We start from the raw sequence: 19428 nt of genomic DNA on the forward strand, positions 1-19428 counted from the left end.
CTTCAGCTCCAATCCAAAGGTGGATTAACCATGTTCAATGGATTGAAGCGTCATCACTGCCTTGCACACCAAATGATTTTCCCTAGAAATCGCAATTTCTAGCTTGCAGGTGCGGCGACTCATCTCAAGCAGCAACGGACGAAGAACGACAGCATCCTCAATCTGTACTGGTCGAATAAAATAAGTTGTCAAATTATCCAGCACATAATCCTTGCCGCTCATATCTCTAGCTGCCCGGTAGCCCGCTTGTGTCATCACGTTGACCAGTACGCCTTCCGAGATCGTCCCTAAATTGGTAGCCATCTGTGGAATGATAAAGCCGCGAAAAAATAATGATCCGTCCTCATTACGCTCCTCAGCAAAACCGTTCCAGATCAACTGGTCGAACGTCTCGCCAAGTTGTGGCTGCTTTTGGGCGTTACGCAGCGCCTCCAGCACCTCACGCCGTGTAACGGACCCGAGCAGCTTACGGTTGCGGTCCACGACCGGCAAGTAATCTACACCTTCCCATGCCATCATTTGAGCAGCAGAAGCCAGCGAGGTCTGGTAAGTGACCGTAATTGGGTTACGGATCATACATTTATCCATCGTATGCTCAGGTTGAAGTCCTTCCACATCTTTACGGCTGACGATACCAATTAAACGATTCCATTCATCCACTATGGCAAAATGATGATATCCCGTGGTCGCTGATAGCTCTTCAAATTCGGTCAGCGTGCTGTTGATTTTCAAGGTCAGCGTCTTCGGTTTGCTGGCGGCAATGTCTTCAATCAACATAATTTTCTTTTTGATCAAACGGTCAAATATCGCTCTATTAATCATAGAAGCCACGGTAAATGTATCATGACGCGAGGAAATAATCGGCAGGCTGATCTGGTCTGCAAGCTGCTTAACCTCCCGACTCGTACCGAACCCCCCTGTAATCAGCACACCCGCTCCTTGCTCTAATGCAAGCGAATGCGCATCCTCTCGGTTACCTACGATCAGCAAACTGCCTGCGTCAATATAACGAGCCATGGCTTCCTCACGCATCGCCCCGATCACATACTTGTGCAGCGGCTTCTCGAGCCCCTCGCTTCCGCCCAGCACATGTCCCTCTACAATATTCACGACATCCGCAAACGTCAGCTGCTCAGATAAGCCTCGTGGACGCTTCTCCACTCGTACTGTTCCGATCCGTTCCTTGGTAATGACAATTCCCAAATTCTCTGCTTCTTTCACAGCCCGATAAGCCGTGCCTTCGCTAACACTCATTTCTTTAGCCAACCTGCGTACAGAAATTTTGGAGCCTATTTTTAACTGCTCGATATGACGCAATAGCTGCTCATGCTTCGTAACTGTTTCATCTAGCCCGTCCAACTCTGTTACACCCCCAACGTTCAATCTGTATCATTCTGTATCTATTATACCACAAAACCCCTTTGTTTTAGACCCTTGTTATTAGGATATCTTTGCTTTGAAAATAACAAAAAAGCGGTCCCATGTTACAAGAGACCGCTTCGTACTAGAAACACTTACAGCATTTTGCCTTTGTCAGCTTTGTTATCCCATTTCATCTGCCACTGCTGCATTTTGGCCCGTCGCACACGCTCCAGCGTTTTACGCTTTTCCTCATCTACACCCAGCAAAAAATGCAGGTTCGCTCCGATGACAAGCAACGCAAAAAGTACCCATACTATCCCAAAACCGTTGACCCAATTCAAACCACCTGCCAACGAGATGCGTGGTAATGCGACCAATACCATAGCCAATGCAATCAGTGTGTACAAACCGTGTTTCCATTTTTTAAATGAACCCAATCGTATCCCTTCCTCTCCCTGTGACTCTATGTATCTAGTCTATGAGAGGACAGGAAGGAATATGAGACAAACTTACAGAGATGAACCGTACAAATGTTGAAGACTGTCCGCAATAATCTTATTTACGTCCTCAATAATCACGCTCAAGCGACGTTCAGCGTCGAACAGACGACGGATGTTGAGGTTCAAGCTGAGTACCTCGAACATTTTTTCCATCTTTTCCATCTCTTCCTGTGCTGGCATATCGCCGCTCATCATCCGCTGTTGCACTTCCATTTGGCGTTCACGGAAATCGTCGAGCATTTTCTTGGCTTCTGGATCCGTTTCAATCAGCTTCATCGCTGACGTAATTTCCTCTACCTCTTTGCTTTCTTTCAATGCTTTTGCTAAATCATGGGCTTTGTCATAGATATTCATGATTGTTCATTCCTCCATTACAAGTTTTGTGTCAACATTTCACATTGTCCGTCAATCACCAAGGTATATATGTCCTCATATGATGAATCAGTGCTATTACAGCCCATTCACGTTTCCCGTTACTTTCAAGACATCAAGTTGCTGCCCGGAAGGAGATCCACGATGTCCATCAAAAAAACAACGATTCAAATCATCGGATCGGGCATCTTGCAGGATGACGTACTCATGGTCGGCGAGTCCCTGCTTCGCAAATGGAAAATATCCGCAGGCCACCCCGTTCAGCTCGCCTTCGGTTCGTTCCGCCAAGAGGTTACCGTCATATCGGTACCCCGATACAGCGGTCTACGCGTGGGAAGCGTACTGGCCCGAAAAATGGGGCTTCATGCCAGTCATGACAGTTGTAATCTGCGAGTAACCTACAGCCGAGGCCGCCGGACACTTCGAGTGGGCCCACTTATTAGCGTGCTGGTTAGTCGGGACTATCCCGAACAACCCGACAAGCCTTTCGGGTCGATCACCCTGTTCTGCCGTGAACTAGTCGGGGAATGCCGCAGACAAGGAGCATATGTGTATTTCTTCACCCCGGAGCATATCGGAAGTCAGCCCGGGCGAGTTCAGGGATGGGTGTATGACGGAGGCTGGAAAAAGACGGTCATGCCTGCCGGCGATGTCGTCAATAACCGGCTTACCTCCCGTAAACTCGAGAACAGAACTAGCGTACAGCATTTCATGAAAGAAGTAAAATCGCAGTACGGCACGGCCTTTTTTAATGAAAAGTTTTTGGATAAGAATGAAGTGTTTGATGCACTCAAATCGAATTCTTCCCTACGCAAGTATTTACCCGAGTCCCACTTGCTGCAAACCTTTGCCGTTTTCAAAAAAATGTGCACCCAGTATCCCTCTGTTTTTCTCAAACCCGTGCGCGGAAGCCTTGGTAAAGGCATTATGCGCATTAACAAGCAAACCGATGGTACCTTTTCGGTGCTATCCACAACAGCGGGCACACCCCGAAAGCAAACGTACGCCAACGTCGATAAACTGTACAAAAGCTTAGCGGGAAAAATGAAATCGACACGCTTTCAGCTGCAACAGGGCCTTACCTTGATTGATCACGGTAAACGTCCGGTCGATTTTCGCGCGCTTGTACAAAAAAATGCGTCTGGAACCTGGACCGTAACATCCATTGTCGCTCGGATCGCCGGAGGCAGCCACTTTGTATCCAATCTGGCAAGAGGCGGTACGCTCAGTACAGTCAAGGAAGCACTGGCCAAAACCACGCTGCCCGCAACTGTTAAATCGAATGGTCTTACCTCTCTCAAAACAGCAGCACTGGATATCGCAAGCGGAGTAGAAAAGGCAATTCCCGCCCATTTCGCGGAATTTGGTATTGATTTGGCGATTGACAGCACGGGGCGTATCTGGTTGCTGGAGGTCAATTCCAAACCATCAAAAAATGACAATACGCCGTTAAATGATCAGAAAACCCGCCCGTCCGTAAAAAAAATGATTGAATACTGCTGTTATTCAGCCGGATTCAAATGAATCCATCTCTTCCTGAGTCCGGCTGCCAAAGGAGCTGTTGTCGGTGTCTCTTGTTATGCCAGGCATGCTGGGCGTGCTTGTTAGCCGAAAGCAGGACGCTACTCCCCCTATTACCGAAGCCGATTTCTGTCGCAGGCTAAGCTTGTTGGGCAAGCGCTCTGGTATTAGCGTAATGGCGTTTACCGCCGAAGGAGTTTCACCTGAAGATCATTCCATACGGGGTTATGTTTATCGTGCTGGAGTATGGACATTTGGCCGCTTTCCCTTGCCGGATATTGTTTATAACCGCTGTCTCCATATCCATGAGAGCCAGAATGTCAAGCGCACACTGGGAGACATAGCGGAGCAAAAGTCGCGCAAGCTTATCTACTGGTCGCGTAACTTGCCTGGCAAATGGCAGGTGTATCGCGCTCTGCATACGGTAGATAAAGTACGGCCCTTTGTACCGCCTACGGCCCCATACCGGGATACGACCCAGCTTGTGGAGTGGCTGCAACGCCATTCGGAGCTATTTATGAAACCACAGTCCGGAACACATGGCAAGGGCACGCTGTATCTCCGGCTGGCGGAAGGAGGTCAGGGACTGTACGTACAAGGCAGGAACTCCCAAAACCGCCCGTTCCGTCGCTTGTTTACTGAATTGGATGCAGGATTGTCATGGATTGACGGTATTGCACACAAACGCGCCTATATCGTGCAGCCTTATTTGAAATTAACAAGCCAAAGCAATCATCCCTTTGATGTTCGCGCGCTCATGCAAAAGGACGGCAACGGCTGTTGGCGCCTGACGGGCTTTGCCGTGAGGGAAGGCAGAAAAGGAACTCTGACTTCCAATCTGCACGGTGGGGGCGAAGCCCATCCGGCAGAGCCTTACCTTCGTGAACAATTTGGTGTGGACAGCACACGTCTCATCATCGGACAGATGATAGAGCTGTCCTTGACCATTGCCGGGGCGTTGGAGGAACGCTATGGCCGCCTTGGCGAGTTGGGAATTGATTATGGTATTGACCGGAGCGGGAATATCTGGCTGTTGGAGGTTAATTCCCGCCCTGGCCGAGCCTCCTTTTTTCAGACTCGTCAGCCAGAGTGCGCTTTTCGGTCGGTCAACCGCCCGCTCGAATATGCTCGATATTTAATGACCCATTCCAAAGCGACAGGGCCAAAGGGCGCGGGCGCCTCCCTTGAACATACGGTATAGGAGGATAAACAGATGAGTTTAACGCATTGCAATGTGCATTTCTCACAGCAGCCCGACAAGGTGGCGTATATATCCACTGCCTTGTTGAAAAGCCTTAAGTTATCTGGAGCCAAGTCCATTCGTCTGCGACTTGGCAAGGATCAGATTCCCGCAACAGTAAAACCCATTCAGAAGGCGGGACGTCATCTATACTTGACCTCCGGCTTGCGCAACGCAATCCGTGTTCCCAAAAGCGGGTCTATTTATTTGCGGAATCTGGACGGAGATGTTCAGCTTGGACCGTTGATTGGAGTATTGTCTGATGCCACTAACTCCACCACCCGCCCTTTCGGATCACGCACAGGCTTTATTAAGCAACTTTTGAAGGAAGGCAGCAAAAAATCTTATATTTTTGCCTTCACCCCACGGGATATCAACTGGCAAAATGATACGATTAACGGCTATTTTCTGTCATCCAGCGGGGAGTTTACACGTAAACTCGTACCTCTGCCGGACGTAATTTATAATCGTTTGCCGAGCCGCCGCTCAGATTTTTCCCCAGCGATTAATCAACTACGCGAACGCTTTTCCCGCAAACGAATTCCTTTCTTTAACTGGAGCTTTTTCAATAAATCCGATATCTATCATCTGCTGGAAAATAATCCAGAGGTTAACCGTTATGTCCCTGAATCCTATATGAATCCCAGCTCTGAACGTATCCGAGGTATGCTGGAGCGGCATCAATTTGCTTATTATAAGCCAAGTAGCGGCAGTCTGGGCAAAGGAATCTATCGTCTGTCCTATGTCCCCAAACAAGGATACTATGTGAGGTATCGGAAGAAAAATAGCAATGTACTGCTGCGGTTTACCACTTTTAACTCCATGCTGCGGATGCTTCACTCCAATAAGGGACAGACGCTAAAAGGCTACGTCATTCAGCAGGGCATTCAACTAATCGAGATTGATAATTGCCCGATTGATTTCCGGTTTCATATGCACAAAGACGGCAATAACCAATGGGTCGTCGTTGGCATTGGAGCCAAAAAAGCCGGACGTGGCAGTGTCACGACTCATATCAAAAACGGCGGTTCCCTGATGACACCCGAGCAAGCGCTCGGTCGGGTATTCGGAGACCGAGCGGGTGAAGTGCTTCAACGTGCCAAGAATGTAGCAGTTACGCTAGCAGAAGCCATTGAATATCACCACCAGCATCTACTGGGTGAAATCGGATTCGACCTGGGAATTGATCAGGATGAAAAGGTATGGATGTTTGAAGCCAATTCTAAGCCAGGTCGATCCATTTTTCAGCATCCATCGTTGCGTGCGGAGGGTAAAGCATCCGTGGAGCATATTTTGGACCACTGTCTTTACCTCAGTAAATTCCGCAGAAAAGAGGAACTATGAATACCCGGGCGGAGCAAAAACCAGTTGTTGCTGTATTGACAGTGCACGACGATGAACAATTTTTCAAAGGAAATCAGCGAAACTTCAGGGATATTCTAGAAACGGGAACGCGCATGGGGTATCAGGTGTACATTGTTACTGTCAGGGACTTGAAGCTGGCAGATGAAACAGTGAAGGGCTACATCTACAACAAAAACTCACAAATATGGGAGGAACAAGATTTCCCATCTCCACAGGTCATTTATAATCGTATCCCCAACCGTAATTATGAACTTAAAACTTCTGTGCGCGCAAAGCTGGATGAAATTTCACATGCCTCAGGCGTTGAGCTGTACAATCCGGGCTTTTTTAACAAATGGGAACTGTTCAAATGGCTCCGTACCTCGGAATCCACTCGTCAGCTTGTTCCAATTACCAAACGGTTGAGCAACCTGTCTTCCTTAGGAAAAATGCTGTCTGCATATCCATACCTGTATCTCAAACCGGAAAACGGTAAAGCCGGAAAGGGAATTATGATTCTCAGATTCAACCCTGAGCATCTGATGGCATACAGGTTGACCATTCAACATGACAAAAAAAGCATAACCTACCGATCTGTATCCTTGTCTCGGTTATGGGGACGTATTCGCCGAGAAACAGGCAACTCGCCTTATATCATTCAGCAGGGTATCGATCTGGCAACCTATCAGAAAAAGCCCTTCGATTTGCGGCTTCTGGTGCAAAAAAATGCCCGTGGCGCATGGAGCATTACCGGAGTAGGCGCCAGACTAGCGGGTAAGGGAAGTATTACAACACATGTTCCGCGTGGGGGAAGTGTGGAGGATCCGTTCAAGCTGCTATCCTCAATCTTTGGATCTGAGGACAGCACAGATTTGCTGGATAAGGTTAAAAGTACGGCCATTCAGATTGCACGTCAAATTGAACGCGCATCCGGTCTTTCTCACGGTGAAATGTCTATGGATTTGGGCGTAGACACACTCGGGACCCTCTGGTTTTTTGAAGCCAATGCCAAACCGATGAAATTCGACGAGCCCGAAATCCGTCAAAAATCACTTAGACGTATATTTCAATACAGCTCCTTTTTGGCCGAACGAATGAAATAATCTCAAGGAAGTGGAATCATGCCGCAAATTAGCGATGTTCAACATTTGCCTGCCCGGAGTTGGGTACTAAGACGACGACAGTTGCTGTTTCTGGCTCGCAGTTCGGGCGGCATGCGCATTACTCGCAATGCTCTGCGGCAGTTGGCTGTTTTAACGCCGGAGCAATTGAACACCCCTGGCTCCTCCCTCCTGTGCGCATATGTGCGCACGGAGAAGGGGCTACGGATTGCGGGATTTTCCCTCGCTCTGAATTATGGGAAAGATGCTTGCATCGTGATTGTTCGTCCGCTTTACCGGGGCCGCAGACTGGGCGCTAGACTGCTGTCCGCCCAGCTCCAACAGCTGCGCCGTCTGACGTGCAGCGTAGCCACCGACAATATGGCCAGTCTCAAAACCTGTTTCGGCGCTGGACTTATTGCGCATGAAATGACGACTGGACCGACGGGAAAGCCCACGCTGATATTTTGTGGGGAGTTGTCCGAAGATGAGCAGACGGCAGAGGAAGGTGGAATGCTGTGCCAAAACCTGTCCTAGGCATCATGACTTTGTATTTGAACAGTAAGAAGCAACTGGAAGAACGTGACATATATGAACGCATGATCGCAGAAGGCAAAAGGCTGGGGCTGGATATGTATGTATTCACTCCTGCGGATGTCCATAAGGATCGCAGACTGCTTCTTGCCCAAATTTATGATCCACATAGCGGTAAATGGACTCGAAAATGGCGGGAATTTCCGGATATGATTTTCGACCGCTGCCGAGTGCAGCGCAGTGAGCGGTATCGTCAATTAAAGAAATTCCGATTGCAGTATACAGACCTTGTTTATTTAAACCGACCGCTGAGCAATAAATGGGCCATTCATCAGCAGCTTGCGAGAAAGGCTGCCTTTCGCCCCCATCTGCCTGCAACAGAGCCGTTCGATGGATTTCATAGTGTAAAGCGAATGCTCAAACAGAATTCACTAGTATACCTCAAGCCAATTAACGGCACAGGAGGCCGCGGCATTTTACGCATTGAGCCTGTTAACAAGCAGAGTGGCCTGTATCTGATTGAGGGACGCAATCGCAAGCGCCATATTATTCCCCAGCAACGGGTACGTCTGGATCGTCTGGAGCCGCGTCTGAGCAGCTGGAACATGGATAACTATATTGTTCAGGAAGGCATTCCTGTGCAGTTGCCGAATGGCAGGGTCCATGATTACCGTATGCTGGTACAGAAAAATAGCCAGGGAGTATGGGAGCTAACGGGATGTGCCGGGCGCATCGGGGCACATCGGAGTGTCACTTCCAACCTGCATGGCGGAGGCAAGGCAGTACCGATGAAGCAATTGCTGACGCAATGGATTCGTGATGAAGGCCACAGAGAGAAAATCATCAAGCAAGGGGAAAAGCTCGGACTGGACATTGCTGCATATCTGGAAGAAAGCTATGGGGCATTATGTGAGCTTGCGCTCGATTTGGCAATTAATAAGGACGGTCATATCTACGTGCTTGAGGTCAACCCGAAGCCGGCTCGCGAGGTATTTTCACGCATTGGCGAAAAAGAAACCTATCGTCGTGCCATCACCAAACCTATGGAATATGCCCTATGGGTCTACCACACTCAGATTAATCCGAAGCCGCAGACGGAACAAAAAGCAGAAGAACAAACAGAAGATAAGACAGAAAGTAAAGCAAAGGAAGGCTCCGCCTAAGTGGCTGCCTTCCTTTGTTTTGTTATCTGCTTAACATCGTTTGCATGTATTATTTATATGGTACGCCACAGCGATTTATAACCTTATCTGCGTTTTCACCGTTACTCGGCGTTTTTATAAAGCGTAAGCAACTGCGTAAAGTCTGTAATAATCGCATCGGACCCTTCCAACTCATCATTCACACCAAATCCAGCATAAGCACAGCCGATCACCGTCTGTCCGTTCTTTTTGCCAGCTTCCACATCTGAGGAACGATCTCCTACCATCCATACATTCGAAATATCGTGCTTGCTCAACAGAATTTCTAGCAAATTCACTTTGGAAAGCGTACTGTATTCCCCAGCGCTGTACAGTCCTTCAAAAATAGGAACCATTTCATACGCTGCAGCGATCCCCTTTACATAATCCTCCAGCCCGTTACTGGCTACGAATAATCGGACACCTTGCTCATGAAGTGCCTGAAGTGTTTCTTTTACATGTGGATACAGAGCATGACTTCCATTCTTCAATCCCTCCAGCTCCAGCTGAAGCAACAACTCGTCCGCTCTTCTGTGAGCTGCTTCACTGGCTTCTGGCATCACTCTTCTCCAGATTTCATCCAGCAGCATACCCAAACTATTCAAAATAAGCTCCTCGGGAGGAGTCTCTCCTTCATAAAGCCCTTCGGCGCGCAGCGTATCAAACAGCTTGTGGTACGCAGGAAGCAGCAGCGTCTCCGTCTGGAAAAGTGTACCATCCATATCAAATACCATAGCCTCAGGTTTCTTCAACACAGGTGCATTGTTCATGTAGTTATCAGTCATTCCTTTCCTATGTAAGTTTACACTCCAACCCCTCTCATGATAAGCAATAAGAGAGGTCTGTGTAAACCTCATTGCGCATACCGTTAACTCTTATATTTTTTTAGAACAGTCCTAAAACAATGTAAACCGCCCCACATATCTGTGTGTAGAGCCCCCCGTGGAAGCTTGAGATCCACACCACTCCAATACGAAAACCCCGCTTCTTCTATCCATTGTTCCATCGTTGAAAGATCCACTGTAGGATAATCAAATGTCAACAGAAGCATGCCGTCATCCCGTAAAGTTCGGTGAAATTCACGCAAGGCTGCCAAAGATTCATCGGGGGTTAAGTGCTCCAACACTGATATACATACAATTTTGTCAAAACTGGCATCCTCATAGGGCAGAGCAGTTAAATTGGCATGTGCGGAGTGGAGCCGAACCGGTAAAATCTCCTGAATGCGCTCAGCAGCCTCCTCCCCAATATCCCGCCGCACCTCAGCCAAGATGGCATCTACAGAAACGATGCGTATATCCAAATCGCAGGCATAAACCTGAGCGCAACGGCGGGCCAGCTCAAATTTGAATGGATGAGGGATTCCACATGCCGCGTCCAATACTGTATCTTGCCCAGACATAAATTGAAGACACCACTCATACTCATAGGGACGACTCCACCAGCTTTGAGGGAGTCTGTAAATCATATTGGACGAATTGGGATCAGAATATACAAAAAAGCGAGACAGATACGGGTCAGCCATATTCATGAATGTAGCCTCCTTTGGAGATGTTTAGATTACTCTTGCTACACAGCATAATTCATGGCCCCGTTTCTCACCTTGAAGCTTAGCCAACAATCCCATTTGCTCTGTAAAGGCAAGCTCACCGTACAAAGGATGTGCTTGCAGCAAGGCATCCAAACCAGCAGGAAGCTGGCGGGTGAACAAAGCCACCGGGCGCAAGCCGGACTTTTCCAGCAAGAGCGTCAGTGTATGATCCGAATAATGGTACAAATGATCTTCCTCCGTAAATAAAGGTGAGTGAACGCCATAAGCCTCGTTGGTAAACGAATTTTTATTGGGCACCGTAATATATAACGTTCCGTCAGGTTGAAGCTGTTCACGCAAATCCGTCAAAAATGCGACCGGGTCCGCGATATGCTCCAGCACATGCCAGCATGCTATGGCTTCGTATTGGTGCTCCAGAGGTAAGTCCGCTTCTTCCTCTAAACTTTCAGTCTCAATCGCTTCCTGATCTTTATAATCTTGGTTAATTTCTAGAGATTGTTGAATTTGAGCATCTAGCTCTGTTTCACCATTCCAATAACCCGGTAATAATTCCACCTCATATTTGCATTTGGCATAGGCACGCGATTCACTGGACGGCTCAATGCCCACTGCATTCCAGCCAGCTTGAAGGGCAGCATGGATAAATTCTCCAGTCCCTGAACCAATCTCAAGCAGCTTTCCTTTTTTGGGACTGAACATATCGAGCAGCATAAGTCCAAAAAGCGCATGATCCCCATAGGTAGACGCCGCTGCACTATCCCGCATAGCAACCCAATTGGCATTATAAATCTCTGCTATCATTTTCTCAGACTGAATATGATCCACATCCTTACGAAAAACCAATCCACAGAAGCCGCATCCCATCAAGGTAAAGTGTTCATAATTGTGAAATACTATCGTGTCGGCTGAGCCACACAATTTGCATTTTACGCTCTGTTCTGCTCCTCTCCCCTTCTCCTTACCATAAGAAATAACCTTGGCTTCACCTTTAATTTGGAGATCGGGTTTGTTCATGACCTGCACACTGGCCACCTTGGCGACATCCAAGTCGTTTGCCTGCTGCGCAGGTTCATATTCTGGTGTAGGTTCTTTTTCTGTGTTTTTGTTGTCCTGATCGACCCAGAGTGTAAGTCGTGGATTCGGGTCCAAAATGGATTCATATTGCTCTTTCCAGCCATAACGAGCACTTGGGTCAAGCAGCTGATATCGCTCAAATTTGGCCATGCGAATAGCAGGTGTATACCATCCCCAATGCTGAATACGGTAGTTGCTGATCTCAGTGGGAAGGTCAAGTACATTTTCGGGTAATCTCCCACAGTGCAAGGACTGCTCCTTCCATTTATAAGGGAACCCCTCTTTATAGCGAATTAAAAAAGGACGGTAATACCGATGAGCCTGCCAATACTCATCATCACGGTAATGCGTCGAAGACCACATATCAAACAACCTGAAACAAATCGTATCCGCTTTCGTTCCCGCTAACAAAGAATGTACCCCTTGGGCAAAGCGGGATTCGAACATTTCGTCAGCATCCATGCTTAATATCCATTCGGGAGAAGAAGCCAATGTCTCTCTCCACTGCTGCTTTCGAAGTTCGACTTCATTGATAAAAGAGGGTGTTTCATTGCGGATCAGACGCAGAGGGATTCCTTGTAAGATTTCCCGGCACAACGCTCCGCTATCGTCATGACTACCATCATCAATAATGACTGCTTCATCAATGTATTCCCGGTGACTCAGCAGCACGTCTGTAAGCTTGCGATCTGCCTCATTGCATACCGTCATGGTCAGCGTTAATTTAGGATTAGAGACAGGCGGTGTATAAAGCTCACTTTGTCGTGGACCAGTGAACGCCGGGGGTACAACAAACGAATCTGCCGTGTACTTGGCAAAGACAGCAGTTTCGCGGAGATCATCGGGTATAACTGGAGGTTCATTGAATTTAGGGGTTCTTGACGATGCTGGACGATTGAAGGCTGGAGAGCTTGGAGAAATATCGGAGTGTTCCGCATGTGTTACATGCTCTGGGCGGTTCGATGTAAAGTACTTTAGGGTGAATAATAGCTGTTCTGCCTTCATTCGATCGGCTTCCCGATATAGATGCATTGCCGGATAGTGTGTGTCTACAAAAAGTGGAAATCCAAATGCAGCCGCTCGAATACAAAAATGTCGATCTTCTCCCCAATAAGAAACGTTTTTGATTTTACCAAAATGAATCCCTGCTTCCAGCGCCCGTCTGCGGATTAAGGTACACGCCCCTAGACCACCCACCTCATACAAACCTGGAACATGCAACTGATGTATAAAATGCAACTCACGTTGCGCTCGCTCCTCTGCGGACAACACTTCGCCATCTTCACGATGGAACAAGTTATATTCATCACTAACCCACACTTGAGGCAATAGCGGTCCTTCCGGTTGCCAGCGTGTCCAGAAAATCTCTGATACAATATCCTTCTCCGTCTCCACCAGCCTGCACAAGGTACGGGAATGGAGAACCAGGTCTGAATCGACCAGAAACAACGCGTCATAATTGTGCTGAAGTGCATAATCAATAAGACGATTTTTAAAGCCAGCCACTTTCCAGACAAGAGCAGGCGGCCAATAATGAGTGTGCTCATCACTTCGGTTCTCCACTTGCTGCGAGCCTGTTAACAAGGGTAAAACCCGTCCCGGAAGTCGATTGGAAAAGTCAACTAGCCACTGGCTTGAAATCGGATTGTCATTATCATCGACAAACAAATAATCTGGTAGCACGTCAGGTGCCTCCAGACGCTCCAATGCTTGAAGGAACAAAGACAAAATTTCCGGCTTCTGGTGCACCGGGCTGCCGATTAGTATACGCATGTGTCAACGCCTCCATCAGGCGGAAGCCTCATAACCATTCCCCCTCCATGTCCTAACGCATACCATAATTGCGACCAAGCGATATGGGAGTGAGCTTGGTATGAATGGACTTACACCTGGAAATATCAATGAAAACGACATCAATACAAAATACAATCTCCCCACTCAACGATAAAACCCATCCTGTCGCACATCCTAACCCGGAACGTCACCCACATCTTCAATCCATACCCTTCCCCCAAACATCCAGCTTTGATTTTCTAATTTATTAGAGCAGAACTGAATTTATGATCATCATATCCCCTTTACATGTTCAAGCCGAATTACTACATAATGAGCAAGCTATCCTAATAAAATGGAAATTATACCAAGTTTTTTGGGAGGGACAGAGAGCATGGTGACTGTCAGCTTATGTATGATTGTCAAAAACGAAGAAGAAGCCCTTCATACCTGTCTGAAATCAGTCCATGACCTGGTGGATGAAATCATTATCGTTGATACTGGATCTACCGATAGAACCCAAGAGGTCGCTGCATCATTCAACGCTCGGATATACAACTTTGAGTGGTGCGATGATTTCTCCGCTGCCCGTAATTATGCGTTTGATCAGGCCACGCAAGAATATCAATTTTGGCTGGATGCCGATGACATACTGGAAGAAAAAGATCGACTATCCTTTCTCAACTGGAAAAAACAAGCCACCCTCTCTTATGACAGCATTACAATGGATTATGTGCTATCCGTAGATGAACAAGGACAGCCGTTGTATAAGCTCAAAAGAAACCGAATTGTACGGCGTGATCGCAGATTCAGATGGACCGGATTTGTTCACGAGTTCCTGAATGTAACAGGCAGCATCTTTCATAGTAATATGGCGGTGACTCATAACAAAACACGCGCTTATACTGCTCGTAATTTGCACATATATCTCAAGCATCGGGAGCAGGGCACCGTATTTTCTGAACGAGATCACTACTACTTCGCCAATGAATTATATGATAACGGACGCACACTAGAAGCCATTCAGCAGTACGAACATTATCTAGGGCTAAATCAAGGATGGATAGAAGATCGGATTGCTGCTTGCTTTAAGCTTGCGGATTGCTACGGTCGTCAAGCACAAAAACAGGAGCAGCGGATGGCACTGCTCCGCACACTTACCCTCGATGTACCACGCACCCAATTCTGCTGTGCTTTCGGCAATTTGTTCATTGAAGATGAGCAGTATGCTCAAGCCATTTATTGGTTTCGTCAGGCGACGCTGATTGAGCCCCCGCAAAATGTGATGGCCTTAACCAATTCGTCGTACTATACCTGGTTTCCACACTTGCAATTATGTCTCTGTTATGACCGAATCGGTGACATCGAAAAAGCAAAATCGCATCATCGCATAGCCCAGTTGCACCATCCTACTCATCCAAGTGTTTTATATAACGAGCAGTATTTTGCACAGCTAGACCAAAAATAATATTCTGTTGAGCGCCATTGAAAAAGTCGATTTCTTTTGTAGAAAATCGACTTTATTAGCTACAATCTGCTTTGTTTACAAGTTACTAGTTTTATAGATAGGAAAGGCCACCTGCACGTGATGCTTGCAGATGGCCTTTCCTATTCGTCATACAAGACTCCTCAGAACACCTTTTTCCGATCTCTTTCTCCCTTCAAAATTTCTACTGACTCACGGAAACGCAACGAATGAATCACCTCACGTTCACGCAGAAACTTCAAACTATCCTGCAAATCCACATCGTCTGTCAAATCAATCAGCCACTGATATGTAGCTCGCGCCTTTTCCTCTGCCGCAATATCCTCATACAGATCAGCAATCGGGTCACCTTTAGCTTGGATATAGGCCGCTGTAAAAGGCACTCCGGAAGCGTTTTGGTAAAATAACGCATGGTCGTGTGCCGCATAATATTCGCCTAGACCGGCTGCCTCCATTTGCTCCACACTCGCATCCTTGGTTAGCTTGTAAATCATAGTCGCAATCATCTCGAGGTGCGCAAATTCCTCCGTGCCGATGTCATTGAGTACACCGATCACTTTATCGGGAATCGTATACCGCTGATTCAGATAGCGCAATGCCGCTGCCAGCTCGCCATCCGCTCCGCCATACTGCTCCATCAGCAGTTTAGCCATATGAGGATCACATTTGCTGACACGTACGGGATATTGCAGTTTTTTCTCATATACCCACATTTATGTTCCTCCTTTATACAAAAGGTTGTCGATTCCCTACCTATACCTGCCACGGCCAAGGTGATTGGCTCCACTCCCAAGGATACTTGGAATAGGCACGACCAAAATTCTGTAAGGGTCCATATAGGAGTTGATACTCGTTAGCAATCGCCGTTCTTTCCTGTGTCAGCTTGTTGAACTGTTCGATGGCCTGCAAATCATCCGGGTGTGTATCCAGATACAAATTCAGTTCCACCAGCACAAAATCCACCGCTTGGAGCTTCTCCAATAGCGCATAAAACTGGGCATCACCCGGCTTGGTTTGAGGCGCATAGGCTTGGGGCGTATAACCTTGGATCGGTTCTCTGGGTTGACTATAGTCCTGGGCTTGATTTTGATACTCGTTCTGATATTGATATTGGTTCTGGTATTGATATGAATTTGAATAAGGGCTTTGAGACTGATTCGGCTGTTGATGTCCACCCTCAGGCTGATTTGGCTGTTGGAATTGATTTGGGGACTGACCCTGATTTGGATTCTCCATTTTATTCGCCTCCCCCCTGGTTTCTCCTAGGCTCATAAGGACTGTAAAGCAATGGCCATAGCGTTCCTTTCGTCAGTGCTTCCTCTGGACTGAATTGTGGCAGACCAGGGGGCTGAAATTGTATAAACAAGTTTGGCGGGAGCACATAAGTCTTGCACAGAACGGGCGGACACGGATCGAACGGGCCGACAAACGGGGCATACTGACCTTGCTGTGGAAATTTCACGGGCCGGGACCTCCTTTAATTGATCCATCTGCTTTACTATTCAACATATGCCGCATCGCCCAAGTCTCGAACAAAAAAATAACGGATACAAATTTTTGTTCAAAGAAATAAACTATAGAACTGCTGCTCAAACTGATTATGGCATCCTCCCCGCTATCTATATTTCGATTGAATTGTGGTAGTAACTAACTCAAAAAGAGCCTTTAAAACCACGGTAACGTGGATTTAAAGGCTCTTTCTTTCAGCACTCTATATAACTACATATCTGAACTAATCATGGCTATCTCTGTGGATTAGGATTCCTCATCGTTAGAAAGCTCATCTTCAATGACAGGCTCAGTTTTACGGTGAATTTTCACTCTCATAATGCGAAGCCTTGTTGCTTCCTCCACTTCAAAGGTCAGATTATAAAACTCTATTTTCTTCCCTTTCACCGGACTGCCTTCCAATTCCTTGAACAGCCAGCCTCCGATGGAATCCACTTCGTCGTCTTCAATGTTCACTCCAGTTAAATCATTCACATCCTCAATGAGCATACGACCGTCCACAGAGATAAAGTCTTCCTTCATTTCCACGCTTGGACGTTCATCCTCAAACTCATCATAGAGATCCCCGACGATTTCCTCCAGAATTTCCTCCGCTGTCAGCAGACCGGCGGTTCCACCGTATTCATCCACCACGAGAGTCATTTGGGAATGCTTTTTCTGCATAAGGCGTAGCACATGACTTACTTCCATGGACTCAGGCACATTCAGAATAGGACGCACCACCGAGGTCAGATCCAGTTGCTCACCCTGCTCGGCTAACAGAAGATCTGTAATATGGACAAAACCGATAATCTGATCTTTATCCTCGACCGCTACCGGGTAACGGGAATGCTTGGTCTCACTGATAATCTTCAAATTTTCCTTAAACGACAAATTCGTGTACAAGCAATCCATATCAGTACGCGGCAACATGATTTCACGAGCAAGCAAGTCGGAAAAATCAAAGATATTATCCATCAGCTTGATTTCATCCTTATCGATTACACCGCTCTTGGCGCTCTGATTCATCAATATGCGGATCTCTTCCTCAGAATGTGCCGCTTCGGCTTCACTCGCCGGCTGAATGCCGAATGCCCGTAACAACATGTTTGCGGCAGCATTTAACACCCAGATTACAGGTAGAAAAACCTTATAAAAAAGCAGCAAGGGCGCCGATAAAAACAACGCCACACCTTCAGTCTTTTGAATCGCCAAAGACTTGGGAGCCAGTTCGCCCAATACAATATGCAAAAAAGTAATGACGCAAAATCCGACGACAACGGATACCGTTGTAATCAGTGTACCGTCAGTTACACCGAGTTTGTGCATGAGTGGCTCTATCAGGTAGCCGGATATTGCTGGCTCACCAATCCAGCCTAGCCCCAATGAAGCCAGCGTAATGCCCAATTGGGTGGCAGACAGATAAGCATCCAACTTTTGGTTCACCTTCAGCGCATAGCCTGCCAGGCGATGACCCTCACTTTGGAGCTGCGTCAATCGGGATTGGCGCATTTTGACCAGCGAAAACTCTGCGGCCACAAAAACACCGTTTAGAAAGACAAGCAGCAGTACCAAGAAGAGATTCACCCCTAGCAATCCCCAATGAAACTCGGTATGACCATCCAATACGAACTCCCCATTTCTTTAATTAGCATTTTGCACCATTCGACTTGTAAGTTATTCAATTCAGTATTTATGATCGGAAACTGTAATTGGAATCATGTAAAAATGCTTATAATTGCAAAGCTTTTCTTGATTTAAAGTCTACACCCTTGTAATACATATCTGCTACGAGTAGATTCGGTCCGCAACACGCAGCCGCATCACAATGACAGTTCACGGTCTGATTCAGCGGATGCTCATTCAGCCATTCACCGAAAATATTATCTAGACTGTTTTCCTGAATGTTTCCGAAAGCTGGAATGTCTGCAAAATCCGTCACATATACGCTACCCGTGAACATATTCACATTTACACGGTTTCTTCCGTCTGGATCATTACGCACCGTAATATTCGGTTCTTGTCGCAAACGGCGAAGCAATTTACGGTCTTCCTCCCGCTCTGAACAAGCAAAGAACGGTAGTGTACCAAATAACATCCACATGTCCTGATTTCGTACATCCAGCAGTTTATCAATCGAATTTCGCATATCGTCAAGGGACAGTACAGGCAAGGCAGAAGCAAAATTCGACGCGTACATCGGGTGAACCTCATGCCGGCGGCATCCCATTTCGTTGATCAACTGATGAATGCCTCCTAGCTTCGTGTGTGTCCGATAATTAATCATGGACTCAGCTGAAATGAACATTCCCATTTCGCTCAATTTGCGTGCATTCTCTATCATTTTTTCATACAGGCGCACAGCACCCGCTCGTGGAGTCGGACGTCCGGTATTTGCAAATCCCACTTCATAGAAATCGTCAGCATTTAAATAATTAAACGATATATGCATGACATCCAGATACGGAAGCATCTTCTCATATCTTCGGATATCCAATGTCAGGTTGGAGTTGATTTGCGAACGAATACCGCGCTCTTTAGCATACTTCAACAGCGGAACGATCACATCGTCCACTGTTTTATCAAGCAAAGCAGGTTCTCCGCCTGTAATACTTATTGTCTCCAGATGCTCAACTTCATCCAGGCGCTTCAGCATCAGATCTAAAGGAAGAAAAGGGGCCTCCTTCATAACCAGCATGTCACCGACGGCACAATGCTCACAGCGCATATTACATAAATGTGTTACGGTCATTTCCACACTTGTAAGCAAATGACGACCATGCGTACGCAGTGATACAATCGGGTCCCACGGATCATACGTTGGCGATATTTGGGGTAGCGTGTTATCTTGTAGAACTGTCATTATGTTTTCACCTTATTTCTGTTATTAACCTCAAAAGA

The 19428-nt window shown here is 47.0% G+C and carries 18 protein-coding genes; 7 read left to right on the forward strand and 11 right to left on the reverse strand.

Annotated features, from left to right (window positions below; genetic code table 11):
* Positions 1-24: 24 nt before the first annotated feature.
* The 3 genes from ACXHJ1_RS23630 to ACXHJ1_RS23640 form a co-directional block, all read right to left on the reverse strand.
* Positions 25-1359, reverse strand: coding sequence for a DRTGG domain-containing protein (locus ACXHJ1_RS23630; RefSeq protein ID WP_013370334.1), 1335 nt, complete (start codon positions 1357-1359; stop codon positions 25-27).
* Positions 1360-1514: 155 nt separating this feature from the next.
* A complete protein-coding gene (locus ACXHJ1_RS23635) occupies positions 1515-1799 on the reverse strand; it encodes a hypothetical protein (protein WP_113050469.1) in 285 nt (94 codons plus the stop codon).
* A 72-nt stretch (positions 1800-1871) separates the two neighbouring features.
* The gene (locus ACXHJ1_RS23640; protein WP_016819612.1) at positions 1872-2216 is read right to left on the reverse strand and encodes a YlbF family regulator; all 345 of its coding nucleotides are present in this window, start codon (positions 2214-2216) and stop codon (positions 1872-1874) included.
* 162 nt (positions 2217-2378) lie between these two features.
* Between ACXHJ1_RS23640 and ACXHJ1_RS23645 the strand changes: the two genes are divergently transcribed.
* The 6 genes from ACXHJ1_RS23645 to ACXHJ1_RS23670 are packed head-to-tail and all read left to right on the forward strand — an operon-like array spanning position 2379 to position 9136.
* A complete protein-coding gene (locus tag ACXHJ1_RS23645) occupies positions 2379-3758 on the forward strand; it encodes a YheC/YheD family endospore coat-associated protein (RefSeq protein ID WP_016819611.1) in 1380 nt (459 codons plus the stop codon).
* A 43-nt stretch (positions 3759-3801) separates the two neighbouring features.
* A complete protein-coding gene (locus ACXHJ1_RS23650) occupies positions 3802-4956 on the forward strand; it encodes a YheC/YheD family endospore coat-associated protein (RefSeq protein WP_016819610.1) in 1155 nt (384 codons plus the stop codon).
* 12 nt (positions 4957-4968) lie between these two features.
* The gene (locus ACXHJ1_RS23655; protein ID WP_016819609.1) at positions 4969-6339 is read left to right on the forward strand and encodes a YheC/YheD family endospore coat-associated protein; all 1371 of its coding nucleotides are present in this window, start codon (positions 4969-4971) and stop codon (positions 6337-6339) included.
* Positions 6336-7442, forward strand: a complete 1107-nt coding sequence (locus ACXHJ1_RS23660) for a YheC/YheD family endospore coat-associated protein (protein ID WP_107734371.1) — start codon at positions 6336-6338, stop codon at positions 7440-7442. Before ACXHJ1_RS23655 ends, ACXHJ1_RS23660 begins: the two co-directional genes overlap by 4 nt.
* Positions 7443-7460: 18 nt before the next feature.
* Complete coding sequence (locus ACXHJ1_RS23665) at positions 7461-7976, forward strand: GNAT family protein (protein WP_016819607.1); 516 nt, start codon at positions 7461-7463, stop codon at positions 7974-7976.
* The gene (locus tag ACXHJ1_RS23670) at positions 7958-9136 is read left to right on the forward strand and encodes a YheC/YheD family endospore coat-associated protein (RefSeq protein WP_019686837.1); all 1179 of its coding nucleotides are present in this window, start codon (positions 7958-7960) and stop codon (positions 9134-9136) included. Before ACXHJ1_RS23665 ends, ACXHJ1_RS23670 begins: the two co-directional genes overlap by 19 nt.
* A gap of 101 nt (positions 9137-9237) precedes the next feature.
* Here the strand turns inward: ACXHJ1_RS23670 and ACXHJ1_RS23675 are convergent, their stop codons facing one another.
* The 3 genes from ACXHJ1_RS23675 to ACXHJ1_RS23685 all read right to left on the reverse strand — a co-directional run bounded on the left by ACXHJ1_RS23675 (position 9238) and on the right by ACXHJ1_RS23685 (position 13553).
* The gene (locus tag ACXHJ1_RS23675; RefSeq protein ID WP_016819605.1) at positions 9238-9939 is read right to left on the reverse strand and encodes an HAD family hydrolase; all 702 of its coding nucleotides are present in this window, start codon (positions 9937-9939) and stop codon (positions 9238-9240) included.
* A gap of 83 nt (positions 9940-10022) precedes the next feature.
* Positions 10023-10685 (reverse strand): class I SAM-dependent methyltransferase, encoded by a 663-nt coding sequence (locus ACXHJ1_RS23680; protein ID WP_103042351.1) that lies wholly within the window; start codon positions 10683-10685, stop codon positions 10023-10025.
* A gap of 24 nt (positions 10686-10709) precedes the next feature.
* The gene (locus ACXHJ1_RS23685; RefSeq protein ID WP_107734372.1) at positions 10710-13553 is read right to left on the reverse strand and encodes a bifunctional glycosyltransferase/class I SAM-dependent methyltransferase; all 2844 of its coding nucleotides are present in this window, start codon (positions 13551-13553) and stop codon (positions 10710-10712) included.
* A gap of 394 nt (positions 13554-13947) precedes the next feature.
* On the opposite strand from ACXHJ1_RS23685, the gene ACXHJ1_RS23690 reads away from it, so the two are divergent.
* Entirely contained in the window at positions 13948-15021 is a 1074-nt protein-coding gene (locus ACXHJ1_RS23690; protein ID WP_107734373.1) for a glycosyltransferase family 2 protein, read from the forward strand.
* Positions 15022-15182: 161 nt separating this feature from the next.
* Here ACXHJ1_RS23690 and ACXHJ1_RS23695 read toward each other — a convergent pair whose 3' ends face one another.
* The 5 genes from ACXHJ1_RS23695 to yfkAB form a co-directional block, all read right to left on the reverse strand.
* Positions 15183-15752, reverse strand: coding sequence for a manganese catalase family protein (locus ACXHJ1_RS23695; RefSeq protein ID WP_016819601.1), 570 nt, complete (start codon positions 15750-15752; stop codon positions 15183-15185).
* 40 nt (positions 15753-15792) lie between these two features.
* The gene (locus ACXHJ1_RS23700) at positions 15793-16275 is read right to left on the reverse strand and encodes a spore coat protein CotJB (protein WP_107734374.1); all 483 of its coding nucleotides are present in this window, start codon (positions 16273-16275) and stop codon (positions 15793-15795) included.
* A gap of 1 nt (position 16276) precedes the next feature.
* On the reverse strand, positions 16277-16501 hold the full coding sequence (locus ACXHJ1_RS23705; protein WP_016819599.1) for a spore coat associated protein CotJA: 225 nt from the start codon (positions 16499-16501) through the stop codon (positions 16277-16279).
* 293 nt (positions 16502-16794) lie between these two features.
* Positions 16795-18153 carry a hemolysin family protein gene (locus tag ACXHJ1_RS23710; protein WP_107734375.1) on the reverse strand — a complete coding sequence of 453 codons (1359 nt, stop codon included), beginning with the start codon at positions 18151-18153 and terminating at the stop codon, positions 16795-16797.
* Between the two features lie 106 nt (positions 18154-18259).
* A complete protein-coding gene (gene yfkAB, locus ACXHJ1_RS23715) occupies positions 18260-19390 on the reverse strand; it encodes a radical SAM/CxCxxxxC motif protein YfkAB (protein ID WP_107734376.1) in 1131 nt (376 codons plus the stop codon).
* Between the last annotated feature and the right edge of the window lie 38 nt (positions 19391-19428).

It is taken from the genome of Paenibacillus sp. ALE2 (assembly GCF_054113385.1).